This window comes from Nitrospirillum bahiense (assembly GCF_007828025.1).
Lineage (GTDB): Bacteria > Pseudomonadota > Alphaproteobacteria > Azospirillales > Azospirillaceae > Nitrospirillum > Nitrospirillum amazonense.
Map to the genome: position 1 here is coordinate 303,955 of NZ_VITO01000007.1, position 13,940 is coordinate 317,894.

Here is a 13,940-nt window from a genome sequence, read left to right on the forward strand (position 1 = left end):
CCCTGGCAGAACGCGCACTGGCGGCCGGGGGGCGGGTTGCTGCTATGGTGGCCATCACGCGACGCGGTTGGAAGTCAGGTCAGCGATGTCGGCATCAGGTCCTTGGGAACGGTTCGTCTGTGGCGAGCCCGTGCCGTGGTTCAACGGTCCCACCCATACACATCCCCGGTTCGCGCTGGACACGGTGGCCGGCCGCCATGTGCTGCTGGGCTTCTTCGCGTCGGCCGGGGAGGCGGCGGGTGCCGGCATGCTGCGCGCGGTGGCCGCGAACCGTGCCTTGTTCGATGACGATCGGGTCTGCTTTTTCGGCGTCACCACCAGCCCCGGTGACGATGCCGCCGGCCACATCACGCCACAGCTGCCCGGCATCCGCTATTTCCTGGATTACGATTCCAGCCTCAGCCGGGGCTATGGCGCCATCGGCGCGGATGGTGCCCACACGGGCTTCTGGCTGCTGCTGGATCCCACCCTGCGGGTCCTGATGGCGGCCCCTGCCGCCGAGGCGGACCGGGTGATGTCGGCGGTGGCGGCCCTGCCGCCCTCGGATCTGCACGCCGGCATGGCGGTGCAGGCGCCCGTGCTGGTAGTGCCCCGGGTGTTCGAGCCCGACTTCTGCCGCCTGCTGATCGCCCTGCATCAGGATCGCGGCGGCCTGGATTCCGGCGTGATGAACGAGGTCGACGGCCGGCTGGTCGGTGTCTACGACTATACGCGCAAGCGCCGCCGCGACTATTTCATGGAGGAGGAGGCGCTGTGCCAGGCGGCGACCCAGCGCATCGCCCGTCGCCTGCTGCCCCAGGTGCGTCAGGCCTTCGCCTTCGAGGCCACGCGCATGGAGCGTCATGTGGTCGCCTGTTATGACGCGGCGGAGGGCGGCTATTTCCGCCCGCACCGCGACAACACCTCCGCCGGCACCGCCCATCGCCGCTTCGCCGTCACCCTGAACCTGAACACGGAAGATTATGAGGGCGGGGAACTGCGTTTCCCCGAATTCGGCCCCCGCATCTATCGCGCGCCCACCGGCGGCGCCGTGGTCTTTTCCTGCAGCCTGTTGCATGAGGCCCTGCCGGTCACCCGGGGCCGCCGCTATGCCTACCTGCCCTTCCTGTTCGATGAGGCCGGGGAGCGGCAGCAGCGCGAATACCGGGAATGGGCGGCCCAGGCGGAGGCGGTTTCCCGGGACTAAAAAGTATCCAGCGCTTCCACCACCGCCGCCATCACGGCCGGCCAATCGCCCGGTGCCGGCTGGCGGAACAGGCGCATCGACGGGTACCAGGGGCTGTCCGTGCGCTCGTCCATCCACCGCCACTCCGCCACGTAAGGCAGGAGCAGCCAGGTGGGCCGCCCCAGGGCCCCCGCCAGGTGGGCCACGGCGGTGTCCACGGTGATGATCAGATCCAGGGCGCTGATGGCCGCTGCCGTTTCGGCGAAGTCGGTAAGGTCCGGTCCCAGGGGAATGAGCCCGGTCACCGGCGCCCCGTCCTTCTGCAGGCTGTGCCAGGCGATATCCGCGCGGCGCAGCAGTGGCGCCAGCGTCTCTGGCGGCAGGGACCGGCGGCGGTCGTTCCAGTGGCCGGGGTTGCCCTGCCAGACCAGCCCGGCGGTCAGGCGCCGGCCGTTCCGGCCGTGCGCGATGCGCGGGGCCCATCGCAGGCGGCTGTCTTCCGGCGCCCGCAAATAGGGGATGGACCCGCCGGGCAGGGTATCGAGCGTGACGCCCAGGCGGCCGGGCAGGCTCATCATCGGCAGGTGGGCATCGGCTGGGGGCAGGCCGCCGACGCCGGGGAAGTCCGCCGAAAGGGGCAGCAGCGTGGGGCGAACCGCCGCCAGATCCAGCAAATCCCAGCTGGCCTCGATCAGCCGGATCAGTTCCGCCCGCGTTTCCACCACCAGGCGCGCGTTGGCGGCCCGCGCCGCGGGCGCCAGGAAGCGCAGCATCTGCAAGGTGTCGCCCCAGCCCTGTTCGGAATGGACCAGCAAGGTGCCGCCGCCCAAGTCCTCGCCCATCCACAGGGGAATGGGGAAGGGGCGGCGCTGCGCCGCCAGGCCCGCATTGCCGGTCCAGCGCCATTCGGCTTCGGCCCAGCCTTCGGCCAGGCGGCCCAGCTTCAGCAGGACCTGCGACCGGTTCCATCGAATCTTGGCGTCGTTGGGGGCCAGCGCCAAGCCTGCATCATAGGCGGCGAGCGCGCCCATGCTGTCGCCGGTGTGGTCCAGGATCGTGCCCAAATTGATCCAGGCGGGCCGGTGGGCCGCATCCGCCGCCACGGCATGGCGATAGGCCTGGATGGTGGCGGGGCTGTCGCCCAGCCCCTCATGCACCTTGCCCAGATTGTGCCAGGAATCGGCGCTGCCCGGGGCCAGCGCCACCGCCCGTTCCAGGCAGCGCCGGGCGCCCTGCAGGTCGCCTTGTTCCGTCAGGCAGACGCCCAGATTGCTGTAGGCGTTGGTATGGCTGGGATTGGCGGCGATGGCCTGGCGGTGGTGGTCCGCCGCTTCGGCCAGCCGGCCCAGGGACTTCAGCGCGATGCCCCGGTTGTCCAGCAGGGCGGCGTCGCGGGGTGCCAGGGCCAAACCCGCCTGGAACAGGCGGTCGGCCTCGGCGGCATCACCTTGGGCCAAGCGCAGGGCGCCCAGGTTGCCGAGCGCGTCGCGGTGCTCCTGCCGCTCCGGCCCCGTCTGGTCGATCAGCCGCTGATAAGCCGCCGCCGCCCGGGGCAGGTCACCCGCGCGGTGCGCGATCAACGCCTCTCGGAACAGGGCTGCGGGGGTGCTCATCTCGGGGGCCGCTCCTTGCCGTGGCGTGCCGTGATAAGACCGGCTGCCCGGCGGCAATTCAAGGCAAATGGGTGGAGGGGCTGCAGCACTTCGCCGTTACGCCCGTGTTACAAACCACCCCGCGCCTTGGCTGCAAGTGCCTGATATAAAGGGCCCCAACCTGCGGAAGCCCGTGTCGCCGGCTTCCGCCCATGAACATCGGGGGCTTTGCTTAATGTCGGGCAAGATCACTCTGCGCCGCGCCATCCTGGCGGCGGCGTCCACCGTTTCCCTGCTGGCGCTGACCCTGCCGGCGCGCGCCGCCGACGATCCCAAGGTCGATCCCAAATACATCTGGGACCTGAGCGACTACTACAAGTCGCCGGCGGACTGGGACGCCGCGCGGGCCAAGATCAAGGCCGAACTGCCGGGCCTGGCCAAGTACAAGGGCACGCTGGCCAAGGGGCCGGCGGCCACGCTGGCGGCGCTGGAGGCCATCTACGGCGTCTATCATGAGTTGGAGCAGGTGGGCACCTACGCCAGCACCATCGCCAGCACCGACACGCGCGACGCGCCGGCGCAGGAGCGGGACGGCCTGGCCCAGGACCTGTCGGGTGAGGTCTCGGCCGCGACCGCCTGGCTGTCGCCGGAGATCCAGGCGCTGGGCGCCGCCAAGGTCGACGCCTACCTGAAGGCCGAGCCCAAGCTGGCCAAGTTCGGCTTCGCCCTGCACGACGCGCTGCGCCTGAAGCCGCATACCCTGGGGGCGGAGGCCGAGGGGGTGCTGGCGGCGCTGAGCCCGGCGCTGGGCGGCGGCGGCACCACCTACAACCTGCTGTCTAACGCCGACATCGACTGGCCCACCGTCACCCTTCCCAATGGGCAGTCGGTGAAGCTGACCCAGGCCAATTACCAGAAGTATCGCGAGGATCCGGACCGCGCCGTGCGCAAGGCCGTGTTCGACGCCTTCTGGACCAAGTTCGGCCAATACTCCAACACCATGGGCTCTACCCTGGGCAACACGGTGCAGGGCGACGTCATCCAGTCCAAGCTGCGCCATTACCCATCGGCGGTGGCGGCCTCGCTGTCCAACAACGACATTCCCGAGGGCGTCTACCGCACCCTGGTGGCGGAGGCCAACAAGGGCCTGCCCACGCTGCACCGCTATTTCAAGCTGCGGCAGCGCATGCTGAACCTGCCCGACCTGCACTATTACGACATCTATCCGCCCCTGGTGTCGTCCGACGCCAAGTTCCCCGTCGAGGAGGGTGAGAAGCTGGTGCTGGCGGCGGTGAAGCCGCTGGGGGACGACTACCAGAAGGCGCTGGCGGACGGCTTTGCCCATCGCTGGATGCATGCCTACCCGCAAGAGGGCAAGCAGTCCGGTGCCTACCAGACGGGCGTCTACGGGCTGCACCCCGTTGTCTTCCTGAACTATCAGGACAACTACAACTCCGTGTCCACGCTGGCCCATGAATGGGGCCACGCCATGCACACCACCTTCGCCAACCGCACCCAGCCCTATGAGCTGGCGGGATATTCCCTGTTCATGGCGGAGATCGCGTCCACGGCGAACGAATTCCTGCTGTCCGACTACATGCTGGCCAACGCCAAGACCAAGCAAGAGAAGCTGCTGTACCTGGGCAATGAGCTGGAGACCATCCGCGCCACCTTCTTCCGCCAGACCATGTTCGCCGAGTTCGAACTGCAGGTGCATGACGCGGTGGAGAAGGGTGAGCCCATGTCGGGCAAGCGCATGACGGAAATCTACCTGGGCTTGCTGCGCAAGTACCACGGCGCCGACCAGGGCGTGATGCAGATCGATCCGGTGTACGCGGCGGAGTGGGCCTTCATCCCCCACTTCTATCGGCCGTTCTACGTCTACCAGTACGCCACCTCCATCTCGGCCTCCGCCTATTTCACGGAGAAGATCCGCGACGGTGGGCCGGCGGCGCGCGACACCTACCTGGCGGCGCTGAAGGCCGGCGGGTCGGACTATCCGGTCAACGTGCTGAGGAAGGCCGGCCTGGACATGGCCTCACCCGCCCCCTACCAGGCGCTGGTACGCCGCATGGACGCCGTCATCACCGAGATGGAACGGTTGCTGGATCAGAAGGACTGATTTTCTTCACAGGCGAATCAGCACCGTTTATAGAGAATGCGCAGGTTCCGGCGGGGCAGCCCGCCGGAACCTTTTGCCATGGGCTTTCATGATTTTGCGGGAGTGTGGGTGATGTCGGGCATGTGGCGGGTCGCACTGACGGTGCATGAGGACGTGGTGCAGAACTTCGCCCAGGTGCTGGAGAGCCATGTCGACGCCGTGTCTACCTTCGAACTGGAAGAGGGCGGCAACTGGCTGATCGAGGGCACCAGCCATGGCGAGCCCGACCAGTCCCGCCTGGTGGCCCGCGTCACCGTGCTGGCCATGGCCCTGGGCGTGCCGCAGCCCCAGATCGAGGTGGAGCCGCTGGCCCCCATAGACTGGGTGACCCAGACCTACCTCAGCTTCCCGCCCATCCGCGCCGGCCGCTTCTTCGTCCACGGCAGCCACCACAAGAAGCCGGTGCCCGCCGGCGCCATCGGCTTGCTGATCGAGGCCGCCATGGCCTTCGGCTCCGGTGAGCATGCCACCACCCAGGGCTGCCTGCGGGCGCTGAGCGACCTCAACAAGTCCATGCCCGTGACCCGGGCGCTGGACATGGGCTGCGGCTCCGGCATCCTGGCCTTCGCCATCGCCAAGCTGTGGCACGCCCCTGTGGCGGCGGTGGACATCGACGCCCTGTCCATCATGATCGCCGCCGAGAACGCCCGCCTGAACAAGGTGAACAAGCTGGTGACCTGCCGCGGCGGCGATGGCTATCGCACCCCCATCGTGCGGCAGAAGGGCCCCTATGACCTGATCGTCGCCAACATCCTGGCCCGCCCCCTGGCCCGCATGGCGCCGCAGCTGCGCCGCAACCTGCGCCGGGGCGGCGTCGCCGTGTTGTCCGGCCTGCTGGCCCGGCAGGAGAAGCTGGTCATCGCCGCCCACCGCCGCCAGGGTCTGAAGCTGGTGCGCCGCTACCAGATCGGTGAGTGGAACACACTGGTGATGAAGGGCTGAGCCCCCCAGTCCAAAATTTCTGGAATCCAAAATTTTCAGGATGTTGAACGCCGGTCCCGCCCTGGGCCGGCGTTCGTCTTTTCCGGGCGCGTTTTCACGCCTGTAAATTCATGTAACGCGTGTGTAAACGCGGCAGACAGGGGTGGGCTGCCAAGCGTATCACGAAGGCCTTGGGCACCGCCGTCCCGCGCGGGACGGACGGCCCAACGGATACGGCATCGGGCGACCGGCGCCGGTAAGTCGCGGCGGGGGTCTTCTCCCCGCGTTGGTCCCCGCCGCGACGCTTTCCCTCCCCCGCGTGAGGGCCTCCCACCAAAAAATTTGATGCTGTCAAAAGCCTCGCCTACACTGGCGGCAAGGGGGCTTTAGGGTGGTCACAGGGCATGCCCGCGATGTCCGGGATTCCATCGGGCGCATATCCTTGCGCGCGCGTGTGCCGCGTCCTAGCTTCGTCCCCCAAATCAATCGGCCGCCGATCCTCGCGGCCTTGAGAGAGGCGTCTTATCCGTGGATAGCACCCATCATACCCCGCACCCCGCCATTGAACCCTACCGGGGCGATGCTGAGCTGGCCCGCCTGCTGAGGGCCGCCGGCATCGACCGTGACGTGGCCGGGGTGCGGGAGTTGCTACGCGGGGTGCGGGCGGCGCCGGAGGATGTGGACCCGGGCCATTTCCTGTCCCTGTTCGGCCGCGACCTGCCGGAGGAACTGGCGGCCCAGCTGGCCGCCTTGAAGTCCTTGATCGAGGCGCCGCCCCCGCCGCAGGTGGGTGACATCGCCGCCCGCGTGGCAGCGCTGCGCGCCGAACTGGCGCGCATGGATTTGGACGGGTTCGTCATTCCCCGCGCCGATGAATTCCAGGGTGAGTATGTGCCCGCCCGGTCGGAGCGCCTGGCCTGGATCACGGGCTTCACCGGCTCCGCCGGTGTCGCCGTGGTGATGCGGGACCGCGCCGCCGTCTTCGTCGACGGCCGCTACACCCTGCAGGCCGAGGCCCAGGTGTCGGCCAGCCTCTATGAGCGCCATCATCTGACCGAGACCTTCCACGGCGACTGGATCGCCAGCATCGTGAAGAAGGGCGGCCGTATCGGCTATGATCCGTGGTTGCACACCGTGGGTTGGATCGACCGCATGAAGACGGCCCTGGGCCGCGCCGGCGCGGAACTGGTGGCGGTCGACACCAACCCGCTGGACGCCATCTGGCATGACCGCCCCTCCGCCCCGCTGGGGCCGGTGGTGGCCCAGGCCCTGGCCCAGGCCGGCCAGTCCTCCGCCGATAAGCGGGCGGAGATCGCGGCCGAACTGAAGCGCAATGGCGAACTGGCGGCCGTGCTGACCCAGCCGGACGGTATCGCCTGGCTGCTGAACATCCGCGGCGGCGACGTGCCCAACACGCCCCTGCCGCTATCCTACGCCCTGCTGACCAACGACGGCGACGTCGACCTGTTCATCGACAGCCGCAAACTGGTGCCGGGGCTGGAGGTCCACCTGGGCAACCAAGTCTCGGTCCGCAAGCCGGAGGAATTGCGCGGCGCCTTGGAGGCCATGGGCGCCACCGGCGGCAAGGTGCGGGTCGACCCCATCTGGACGGCGTCCTGGGTGTTCGACCGCCTGACCGAGGCGGGCGCCCGGGTGGTGAAGGAACGCGACCCCACCGTCTTCCGCAAGGCCGCCAAGAACACGGTCGAGATCGCCGGTACCCGCGCCGCCCATGCCCGCGACGGTGTCGCCGTCACCCGTTTCCTGCACTGGCTGAGCGGTGCGGCGGCGGCCGGCACCCTGACGGAGATCGAGGCGTCGGATCGGCTGTTCGAGTTCCGCAAGGAACAGCCCATGTTCCGGGGCACCAGCTTCGACAGCATTTCCGGCGCCGGGCCCAATGGCGCCATCGTCCATTATCGCGCAGCACCCGAGACCAACCGCGTGCTGGAGAAGGACAGCGTCTACCTGATCGACAGCGGTGGGCAGTACCTGGATGGCACCACCGACATCACCCGCACGGTGGCCGTCGGCACCCCGCCGGCCGACGCCAAGCGCCACTTCACCCTGGTGCTGAAGGGGCACATCGCGCTGGCCACCCTGCGCTTCCCCAAGGGCACCACCGGCTCGCAGATCGACATCCTGGCCCGCCAGTTCCTGTGGGCCCAGGGCCTGGACTACGACCACGGCACCGGCCATGGCGTGGGCAGCTTCCTGTCGGTGCATGAGGAATCGGCCCGCATCGCCAAGGCCCCCAACGCGGTGGCCATGGTGCCGGGCATGATCCTGTCGAACGAGCCCGGCTATTACCGCACGGGCCAGTACGGCATCCGCATCGAGAACCTGGTGCTGGTGCGGCCGGCGGCGGACATTCCCGGCGGCGACCACCCCATGATGGCGTTCGAGACCCTGACTCTGGCGCCCATCGACCGCAATCTGATCGAGCCCGCGCTGCTGACGGAGGCGGAGAAGGCCTGGCTGAACGCCTATCACGCCCGCGTGGCGGAAAAGGTGGGGCCACACCTGGAGGCTGATGCCGCCGCCTGGCTGGCCACCGCGACGGCGCCCATCTGAGATTAAATCCGGCGGGTTTGCGGGCCCGCCGGCATCCTTTAAGCTGCCGTCCTCATGGCAGGGGGCGGCAGTATAGGGGGCGGCAGTGGATCGGCGTTCATTCCTGGCGACGGCGGGTACCGCCGCCGTCATCGCGTCTTCGGCCGATGGCGCCCACGCGGCGTCATCACCATCGCTGATCAAGCCGACCATGCTGCGCCCCCCGATGTTGCGGGCGGGCGACAAGGTGGGCGTGCTGGATCTCAGCACCGCCGTCTATGACCCTGCCGTCGCCGACCGGGTGGCGGCTGTCGTCCAAGCCCTGGGCCTGGTGCCGGTGCTGTCGCCGCATCTCTTCGACCGCTCGCGGGCCTTCAAGGCTTCCGCCCAGGAGCGGCTGTCCGACCTGCACGGCTTCATCAACGACCCGGCCATCCGCGGTGTCTTCTGCGCGCGCGGTGGCTATGGCATCAGTGAGATCGTGGACGGGGTGGACTACGATCTCATCCGCCGCAAGCCTAAGGTCTTCCTCGGCTTCAGCGATCCGACGCTGCTGCATCTGGCCATCGCGCGCAAGGCCGGGCTGGTCACCTTCCATGGCCGCATGCCGGGCCTGGCCAAGTTCACGCCCTTTTCGCTGGAGGCGCTGCGCCGCGCCATCTGCGCGCCGGACCCCCTGGGCACCCTCCCCAATCCGGAGGAGGGCAATCCGCTCCGCCCCAACTACCCCCTGCGCACTATCGTACCCGGCCAGGCCGCCGGCTGGCTGGTGGGTGGCAACCTGTCCATGATCATGGCCGCCATGGGCACGCCCTGGGAGATCGACACGCGCGGCGCCATTCTCATGGTCGAGGATGTGGACGAGGCGCCTTACGCCATCGCCCGCATGCTGTGGACCCTGCGGCACGCCGGCAAGCTGCAGACCGCCGCCGGTATCGTCGTCGGCGCCTGCGCCGGCTGCGACAAGCCCTCCGACGCCTCGCCCTACGGACTGAACGAGGTGTTCGACCTGGTGCTGGGCGACCTGGGCATCCCCGTCTTCTCAGGATTGGCCCTGGGCCACACCGACGACACCCTGACCGTGCCACTGGGCGCCCAGGCCCACCTGGACGCTACGGCCCACACCCTGACGGTGCTGGAGAGCGGGGTGGTGGGGTAAAAAGGAGGGGGAGTGGATGAGACTTCTTGCTAAATATACAAATCACACCGGGTTCATAGACAATAATTTATTTCGATTCTCGCAACCGAAATCGCTGAATGACTTTCGGGAAGCGCTGCCGGAGGTTCTATTTAGCGGATATTCTGATGAAGATTGGGCGGTGGCGTACGCAGACGCAGCTAGTGTTGGTCTGGATGGAGCTCCTCGAAGCACGATTGAGGCGTTATTTCTAGCGTCGTGCCCAGCCCATCGCTACGATGAAGAGAGCTTCCCTGGCTTGTGGCCAATGTCGGAGCCACGTTTAAGAGCGGAACCTTTTTCTAAAATATCGGAATTTGATCAGGCGATATCCGAGCGAGTTGTCGAATTATATAACAATTATGCTAACGAGAATTTTGCCATTTTTAGTCTTTCGTCTAAACTTATTTCAGAGCCAATGTGGGCCTATTATGGTGGAAGCCATTCAGGTTTGCAGGTCCGCTTTTGGCAAGATCACCTATTCTTTAGGGATCGCTCGCATCCTGTTCAATACAGTGACGAGCCTGTTCGCGTATCTAATCAAGGTGGAATGCTACGTATCTGTGGCCAAAGAATTAGCATCGAAGAAGCTCTGGATCGGAAAATTGAAGAGGCCATAAAATCTAATGGGTTCCCGCTAGCAATATTATTAAGGAAGAAAATTGATTGGCAACATGAAGAAGAGGTTCGCCTGCTAAGAATGGTGAGTGAGGCAGTGAGGTCCGATAGCATTGACAAATTTGGAAATCGAGTCTTCCTATTTGAAATTCCATCGCAGGCGATACATTCAATCGTGATAGGTTACGATGCTGGAAAAGAATTTATTGATGAAATAATAGGAAAAGTCAAATCATCAGATCGATGGGGAAATATTGAGATTTATCGTCGTGTGCGCGGACTTATCGGCGTATTGGAAGAGAGAATTCTATAGAAATCGATACTTTTTCTCGTAGAAAAAGGCCCGACGGATCGCTCCGCCGGGCCTTGTCTTACACTCTGGGCTCTAAAGGGCTCAATGCCCGCCCGACATGGCCTTCACGATCTCCTCGGTCACCTTCTTGGCGTCGCCGAACAGCATCATGGTGTTGGGGCGGAAGAACAGTTCGTTCTCCACACCGGCGTAGCCGGCACCCATGGACCGCTTGATGAACAGCACGGTCTTGGCCTTTTCCACGTCCAGGATGGGCATGCCGTAGATGGGGCTGCTGGGGTCGGTCTTGGCGGCGGGGTTGGTGACGTCGTTGGCGCCGATGACGTAGGCGACGTCCGCCTGGCCGAAGTCGCGGTTGATCTCCTCCAGCTCGAACACCTCGTCATAGGGCACGTTGGCCTCGGCCAGCAGCACATTCATGTGCCCGGGCATGCGGCCCGCCACCGGGTGGATGGCGTACTTCACGTCCACGCCTTCCTTCTTCAGGATGTCCGCCATTTCGCGCACGGCGTGCTGGGCCTGGGCCACGGCCATGCCGTAGCCGGGCACGACGATGACGCTGGACGCGTTCTTCATGATGAAGGCGGCGTCGTCGGCCGAACCGGACTTGAAGCTGCGGTCGCCCGCCGGGCCCGCCGCGGCGCCGGCGGCGGCATCACCGCCGAAGCCGCCCAGGATGACGTTGAAGATGGACCGGTTCATCCCCTTGCACATGATGTAGCTGAGGATGGCGCCGGAGGAGCCGACCAGCGCGCCGGTGATGATCAGCAGCGGGTTCTGCAGGGTGAAGCCAATGCCGCAGGCCGCCCAGCCGGAATAGCTGTTCAGCATGGACACGACCACGGGCATGTCGGCGCCGCCGATGGGCAGGATCAGCAGGAAGCCCAGGCCCAGCGACACCAGGATGATCAGCCAGAAGAAGAAGGCGCTCTGCGTCGTGCACAGCAGCAGGATCAGCAGCATCAGGCCCGCCGCCAGCGCCGCGTTCAGCGGGTGCTGCATGGGGAAGACCAGGGGTTTGCCGCTCATGCGGCCGTCCAGCTTCAGGAAGGCGACCAGCGAGCCGGTGAAGGTGATGGCGCCGATGGCGATGCCCAGGCTCATCTCGATGAGGGAGCCGACATGGATGTCGCCGTCGGTGCCGATGCGGTATTCCTCCGGCGCGTAGAAGGCGGCGGCCGCGATGAATACGGCGGCCAGGCCCACCAGGCTGTGGAAGGCCGCCACCAGCTGGGGCAGCGAGGTCATCTTGATGGTGCGGGCGATGTGCGCGCCCGCCGCACCGCCGATGGCGATGCCGACGATGATCAGCACGGCCGCCAGGACGGAGAACTGTGGCAGCACGAACAGGCTGGTGATGATGGCGATGGCCATGCCGGCGATGCCGTAGGCGTTGCCGGTGCGGGCCGTTTCCGGGCTGGACAGCCCGCGCAGCGCCATGATGAAGCACACGGCGGCCGCGAGATAGGCGAGCGAAGTCGCGATCAGCATGATGGTCCGGCCCCCTTACTTCTTGGCGCCCTGGGCAGGGGCCTTTTTCTTGTACATGGCCAGCATGCGCTGGGTGACCATGAAGCCCCCGAAGATGTTCACCGACGCCAGGATGACGGCCAGGAAGCCCATCACCATGGAGAAGCCGAAGTGGTGCGCACCCGTGGCGATCAGCGCGCCGACGATGATGACTGACGACACGGCGTTGGTGACGCTCATCAGCGGGCTGTGCAGGGCCGGCGTCACCCGCCAGACCACGTAGTAGCCGACGAACACCGCCAGCACGAAGACCGTCAGGCCTGTGACGATGAAGGGCATGCCCTGCTGGGCCTGGTCGGTGGCGATCTGGGTCGCCTGGTTGGCCACGTTGGCGGCCTGCTCGGCCAGCTTCTGCGCGTTGGTGGCGAGGTCGGCCGCGTTCTTGGCGTAGTTTTGCGCGTCCATGGGGCTTACTCCGCTTTCTCAGGCGCGGCGGCCGGTTCGGCGGCCGGGGCGGGTTCAGGCGCGGGCGCCGGGGCGGGCGGCGGGGCCGCCGGGGCGAAGGTCGGGTGGACGACGGCGCCGTCGCGCGTCAGGGCCGTGCCCTTGATGATGTCGTCGTTCCAGTCGATCTTCAGCGCCTTGGCTTCCTTGTCCACCAGGGGGGTGAGGAAGTTCAGCAGGTTCTTGGCGTAGAGCGCGCTGCTGTCCACGGCGATGCGGCTGGGCACGTTGGTGTGGCCCACGATCTTCACGCCGTACTTCTCGACGATCTTCCCGGGCTCGCTGCCCTCGACATTGCCGCCCTGTTCCACCGCCAGGTCCACGACCACGGCGCCGGTCTTCATGGTCCGCAGCATGGCGTCGGTCACCAGCACCGGGGCCTTGCGGCCGGGGATCAGCGCCGTGGTGATGACGATGTCCTGCTTCTTGATGGTCTCGGCCACCAGGGCCGCCTGCTTGGCCCTGTACTCGGCGCTCATCTCCTTGGCGTAGCCGCCGGCGGTCTGCGCCTGCTGGAACTCCTCATCCTCCACCGCGACGAAGGTGGCGCCCAGCGACTGCACCTGTTCTTTGGTGGCCGGGCGCACGTCGGTGGCCGAGACGATGGCGCCCAGGCGGCGGGCGGTGGCGATGGCCTGCAGGCCCGCCACGCCCACGCCCATGATGAAGGCGCGGGCCGGCGGCACGGTGCCGGCGGCCGTCATCATCATGGGGAAGGCGCGGCCGAACTCGTACGCCGCGTCCAGCACGGCGCGGTATCCGGCCAGGTTGGCCTGGCTGGACAGCACGTCCATGCTCTGCGCGCGGGTGATACGGGGGATGAACTCCATGGCGAAGGCATCGACGCCTGCGTCGGCGTAGCTCTTCACCCGCTCCGCGTCGCCGTAGGGGCTGAGAATGGCGGCCAGCTTGGCGCCGCGCTTGATCAGCGCCAGCTCTTCCGGTTCCGGCCGCTGCACCTTCAGCACCACGTCGGCATCGGCCAGGGTGCTGGCGGCGTCGGGCGCGATGGTGGCGCCGGCGGCGGCAAACGCATCATCGGTGATGGCGGCGCCGACACCGGCGCCCGTCTCGATGGTGACGTCGAATCCGAGCCCGACGAATTTCCGTACCGTCTCGGGCGAGGCGGCGACGCGCAGCTCCCCCGGTCGACGTTCTTTAAGTACGCCGATTTTCATTGGTTACGCTCCCCATGATCGCTGGACCCCGTGACGCTGGGTTTGGGCCAGCTTGATTCAATTTGGCCGCGAGAACGTCTTTATCGCGGAAGGGTGATGACGCTGGGCCACCATGACCTATCCGGTAATCTTTGTGAAGAAGCGGAGGGGTGTGCGCATGGAACCGTCACGATGCGTGCAAGGCTCCGCAGCAAAAGTGATTAATGCCATCCATTCGTCCCCCTCTCCATTGCCAGGGTGTACAGGCGAAAGTGGAATTGTCCACCGGTTACCATAAGGGCCAGCCAT

The 13,940-nt window shown here is 66.4% G+C and carries 10 protein-coding genes; 6 read left to right on the forward strand and 4 right to left on the reverse strand.

Features of this window, described 5'->3' with window-relative positions; translation table 11 throughout:
* Positions 1-85 precede the first annotated feature (85 nt).
* Positions 86-1,186 (forward strand): 2OG-Fe(II) oxygenase family protein, encoded by a 1,101-nt coding sequence (locus tag FBZ88_RS13045; protein WP_145617377.1) that lies wholly within the window; start codon positions 86-88, stop codon positions 1,184-1,186.
* Here FBZ88_RS13045 and FBZ88_RS13050 read toward each other — a convergent pair.
* Positions 1,183-2,778 (reverse strand): tetratricopeptide repeat protein, encoded by a 1,596-nt coding sequence (locus FBZ88_RS13050; RefSeq protein WP_145617379.1) that lies wholly within the window; start codon positions 2,776-2,778, stop codon positions 1,183-1,185. The two genes, FBZ88_RS13045 and FBZ88_RS13050, sit on opposite strands and share 4 nt — an antisense overlap.
* Before the next feature lie 214 nt (positions 2,779-2,992).
* On the opposite strand from FBZ88_RS13050, the gene pepF reads away from it, so the two are divergent.
* From pepF to FBZ88_RS30250, 5 genes are all read left to right on the forward strand, one after another.
* Positions 2,993-4,879, forward strand: coding sequence for an oligoendopeptidase F (pepF, locus tag FBZ88_RS13055; RefSeq protein ID WP_145617381.1), 1,887 nt, complete (start codon positions 2,993-2,995; stop codon positions 4,877-4,879).
* Positions 4,880-4,990: 111 nt separating this feature from the next.
* A complete protein-coding gene (locus FBZ88_RS13060) occupies positions 4,991-5,860 on the forward strand; it encodes a 50S ribosomal protein L11 methyltransferase (protein ID WP_145617383.1) in 870 nt (289 codons plus the stop codon).
* Positions 5,861-6,367: 507 nt separating this feature from the next.
* Positions 6,368-8,413 (forward strand): aminopeptidase P family protein, encoded by a 2,046-nt coding sequence (locus tag FBZ88_RS13065; RefSeq protein ID WP_145617384.1) that lies wholly within the window; start codon positions 6,368-6,370, stop codon positions 8,411-8,413.
* Between the two features lie 85 nt (positions 8,414-8,498).
* On the forward strand, positions 8,499-9,551 hold the full coding sequence (locus tag FBZ88_RS13070) for a S66 peptidase family protein (protein ID WP_246138640.1): 1,053 nt from the start codon (positions 8,499-8,501) through the stop codon (positions 9,549-9,551).
* Between the two features lie 16 nt (positions 9,552-9,567).
* Complete coding sequence (locus tag FBZ88_RS30250) at positions 9,568-10,500, forward strand: DUF2971 domain-containing protein (protein WP_186464371.1); 933 nt, start codon at positions 9,568-9,570, stop codon at positions 10,498-10,500.
* 81 nt (positions 10,501-10,581) lie between these two features.
* Here the strand turns inward: FBZ88_RS30250 and FBZ88_RS13080 are convergent, their stop codons facing one another.
* The 3 genes from FBZ88_RS13080 to FBZ88_RS13090 are packed head-to-tail and all read right to left on the reverse strand — an operon-like array spanning position 10,582 to position 13,652.
* Positions 10,582-11,991, reverse strand: a complete 1,410-nt coding sequence (locus tag FBZ88_RS13080) for an NAD(P)(+) transhydrogenase (Re/Si-specific) subunit beta (RefSeq protein WP_145617385.1) — start codon at positions 11,989-11,991, stop codon at positions 10,582-10,584.
* A 15-nt stretch (positions 11,992-12,006) separates the two neighbouring features.
* Positions 12,007-12,435, reverse strand: coding sequence for an NAD(P) transhydrogenase subunit alpha part 2 (locus FBZ88_RS13085; protein WP_040848625.1), 429 nt, complete (start codon positions 12,433-12,435; stop codon positions 12,007-12,009).
* A gap of 5 nt (positions 12,436-12,440) precedes the next feature.
* Positions 12,441-13,652, reverse strand: a complete 1,212-nt coding sequence (locus FBZ88_RS13090; RefSeq protein WP_145617386.1) for a Re/Si-specific NAD(P)(+) transhydrogenase subunit alpha — start codon at positions 13,650-13,652, stop codon at positions 12,441-12,443.
* Between the last annotated feature and the right edge of the window lie 288 nt (positions 13,653-13,940).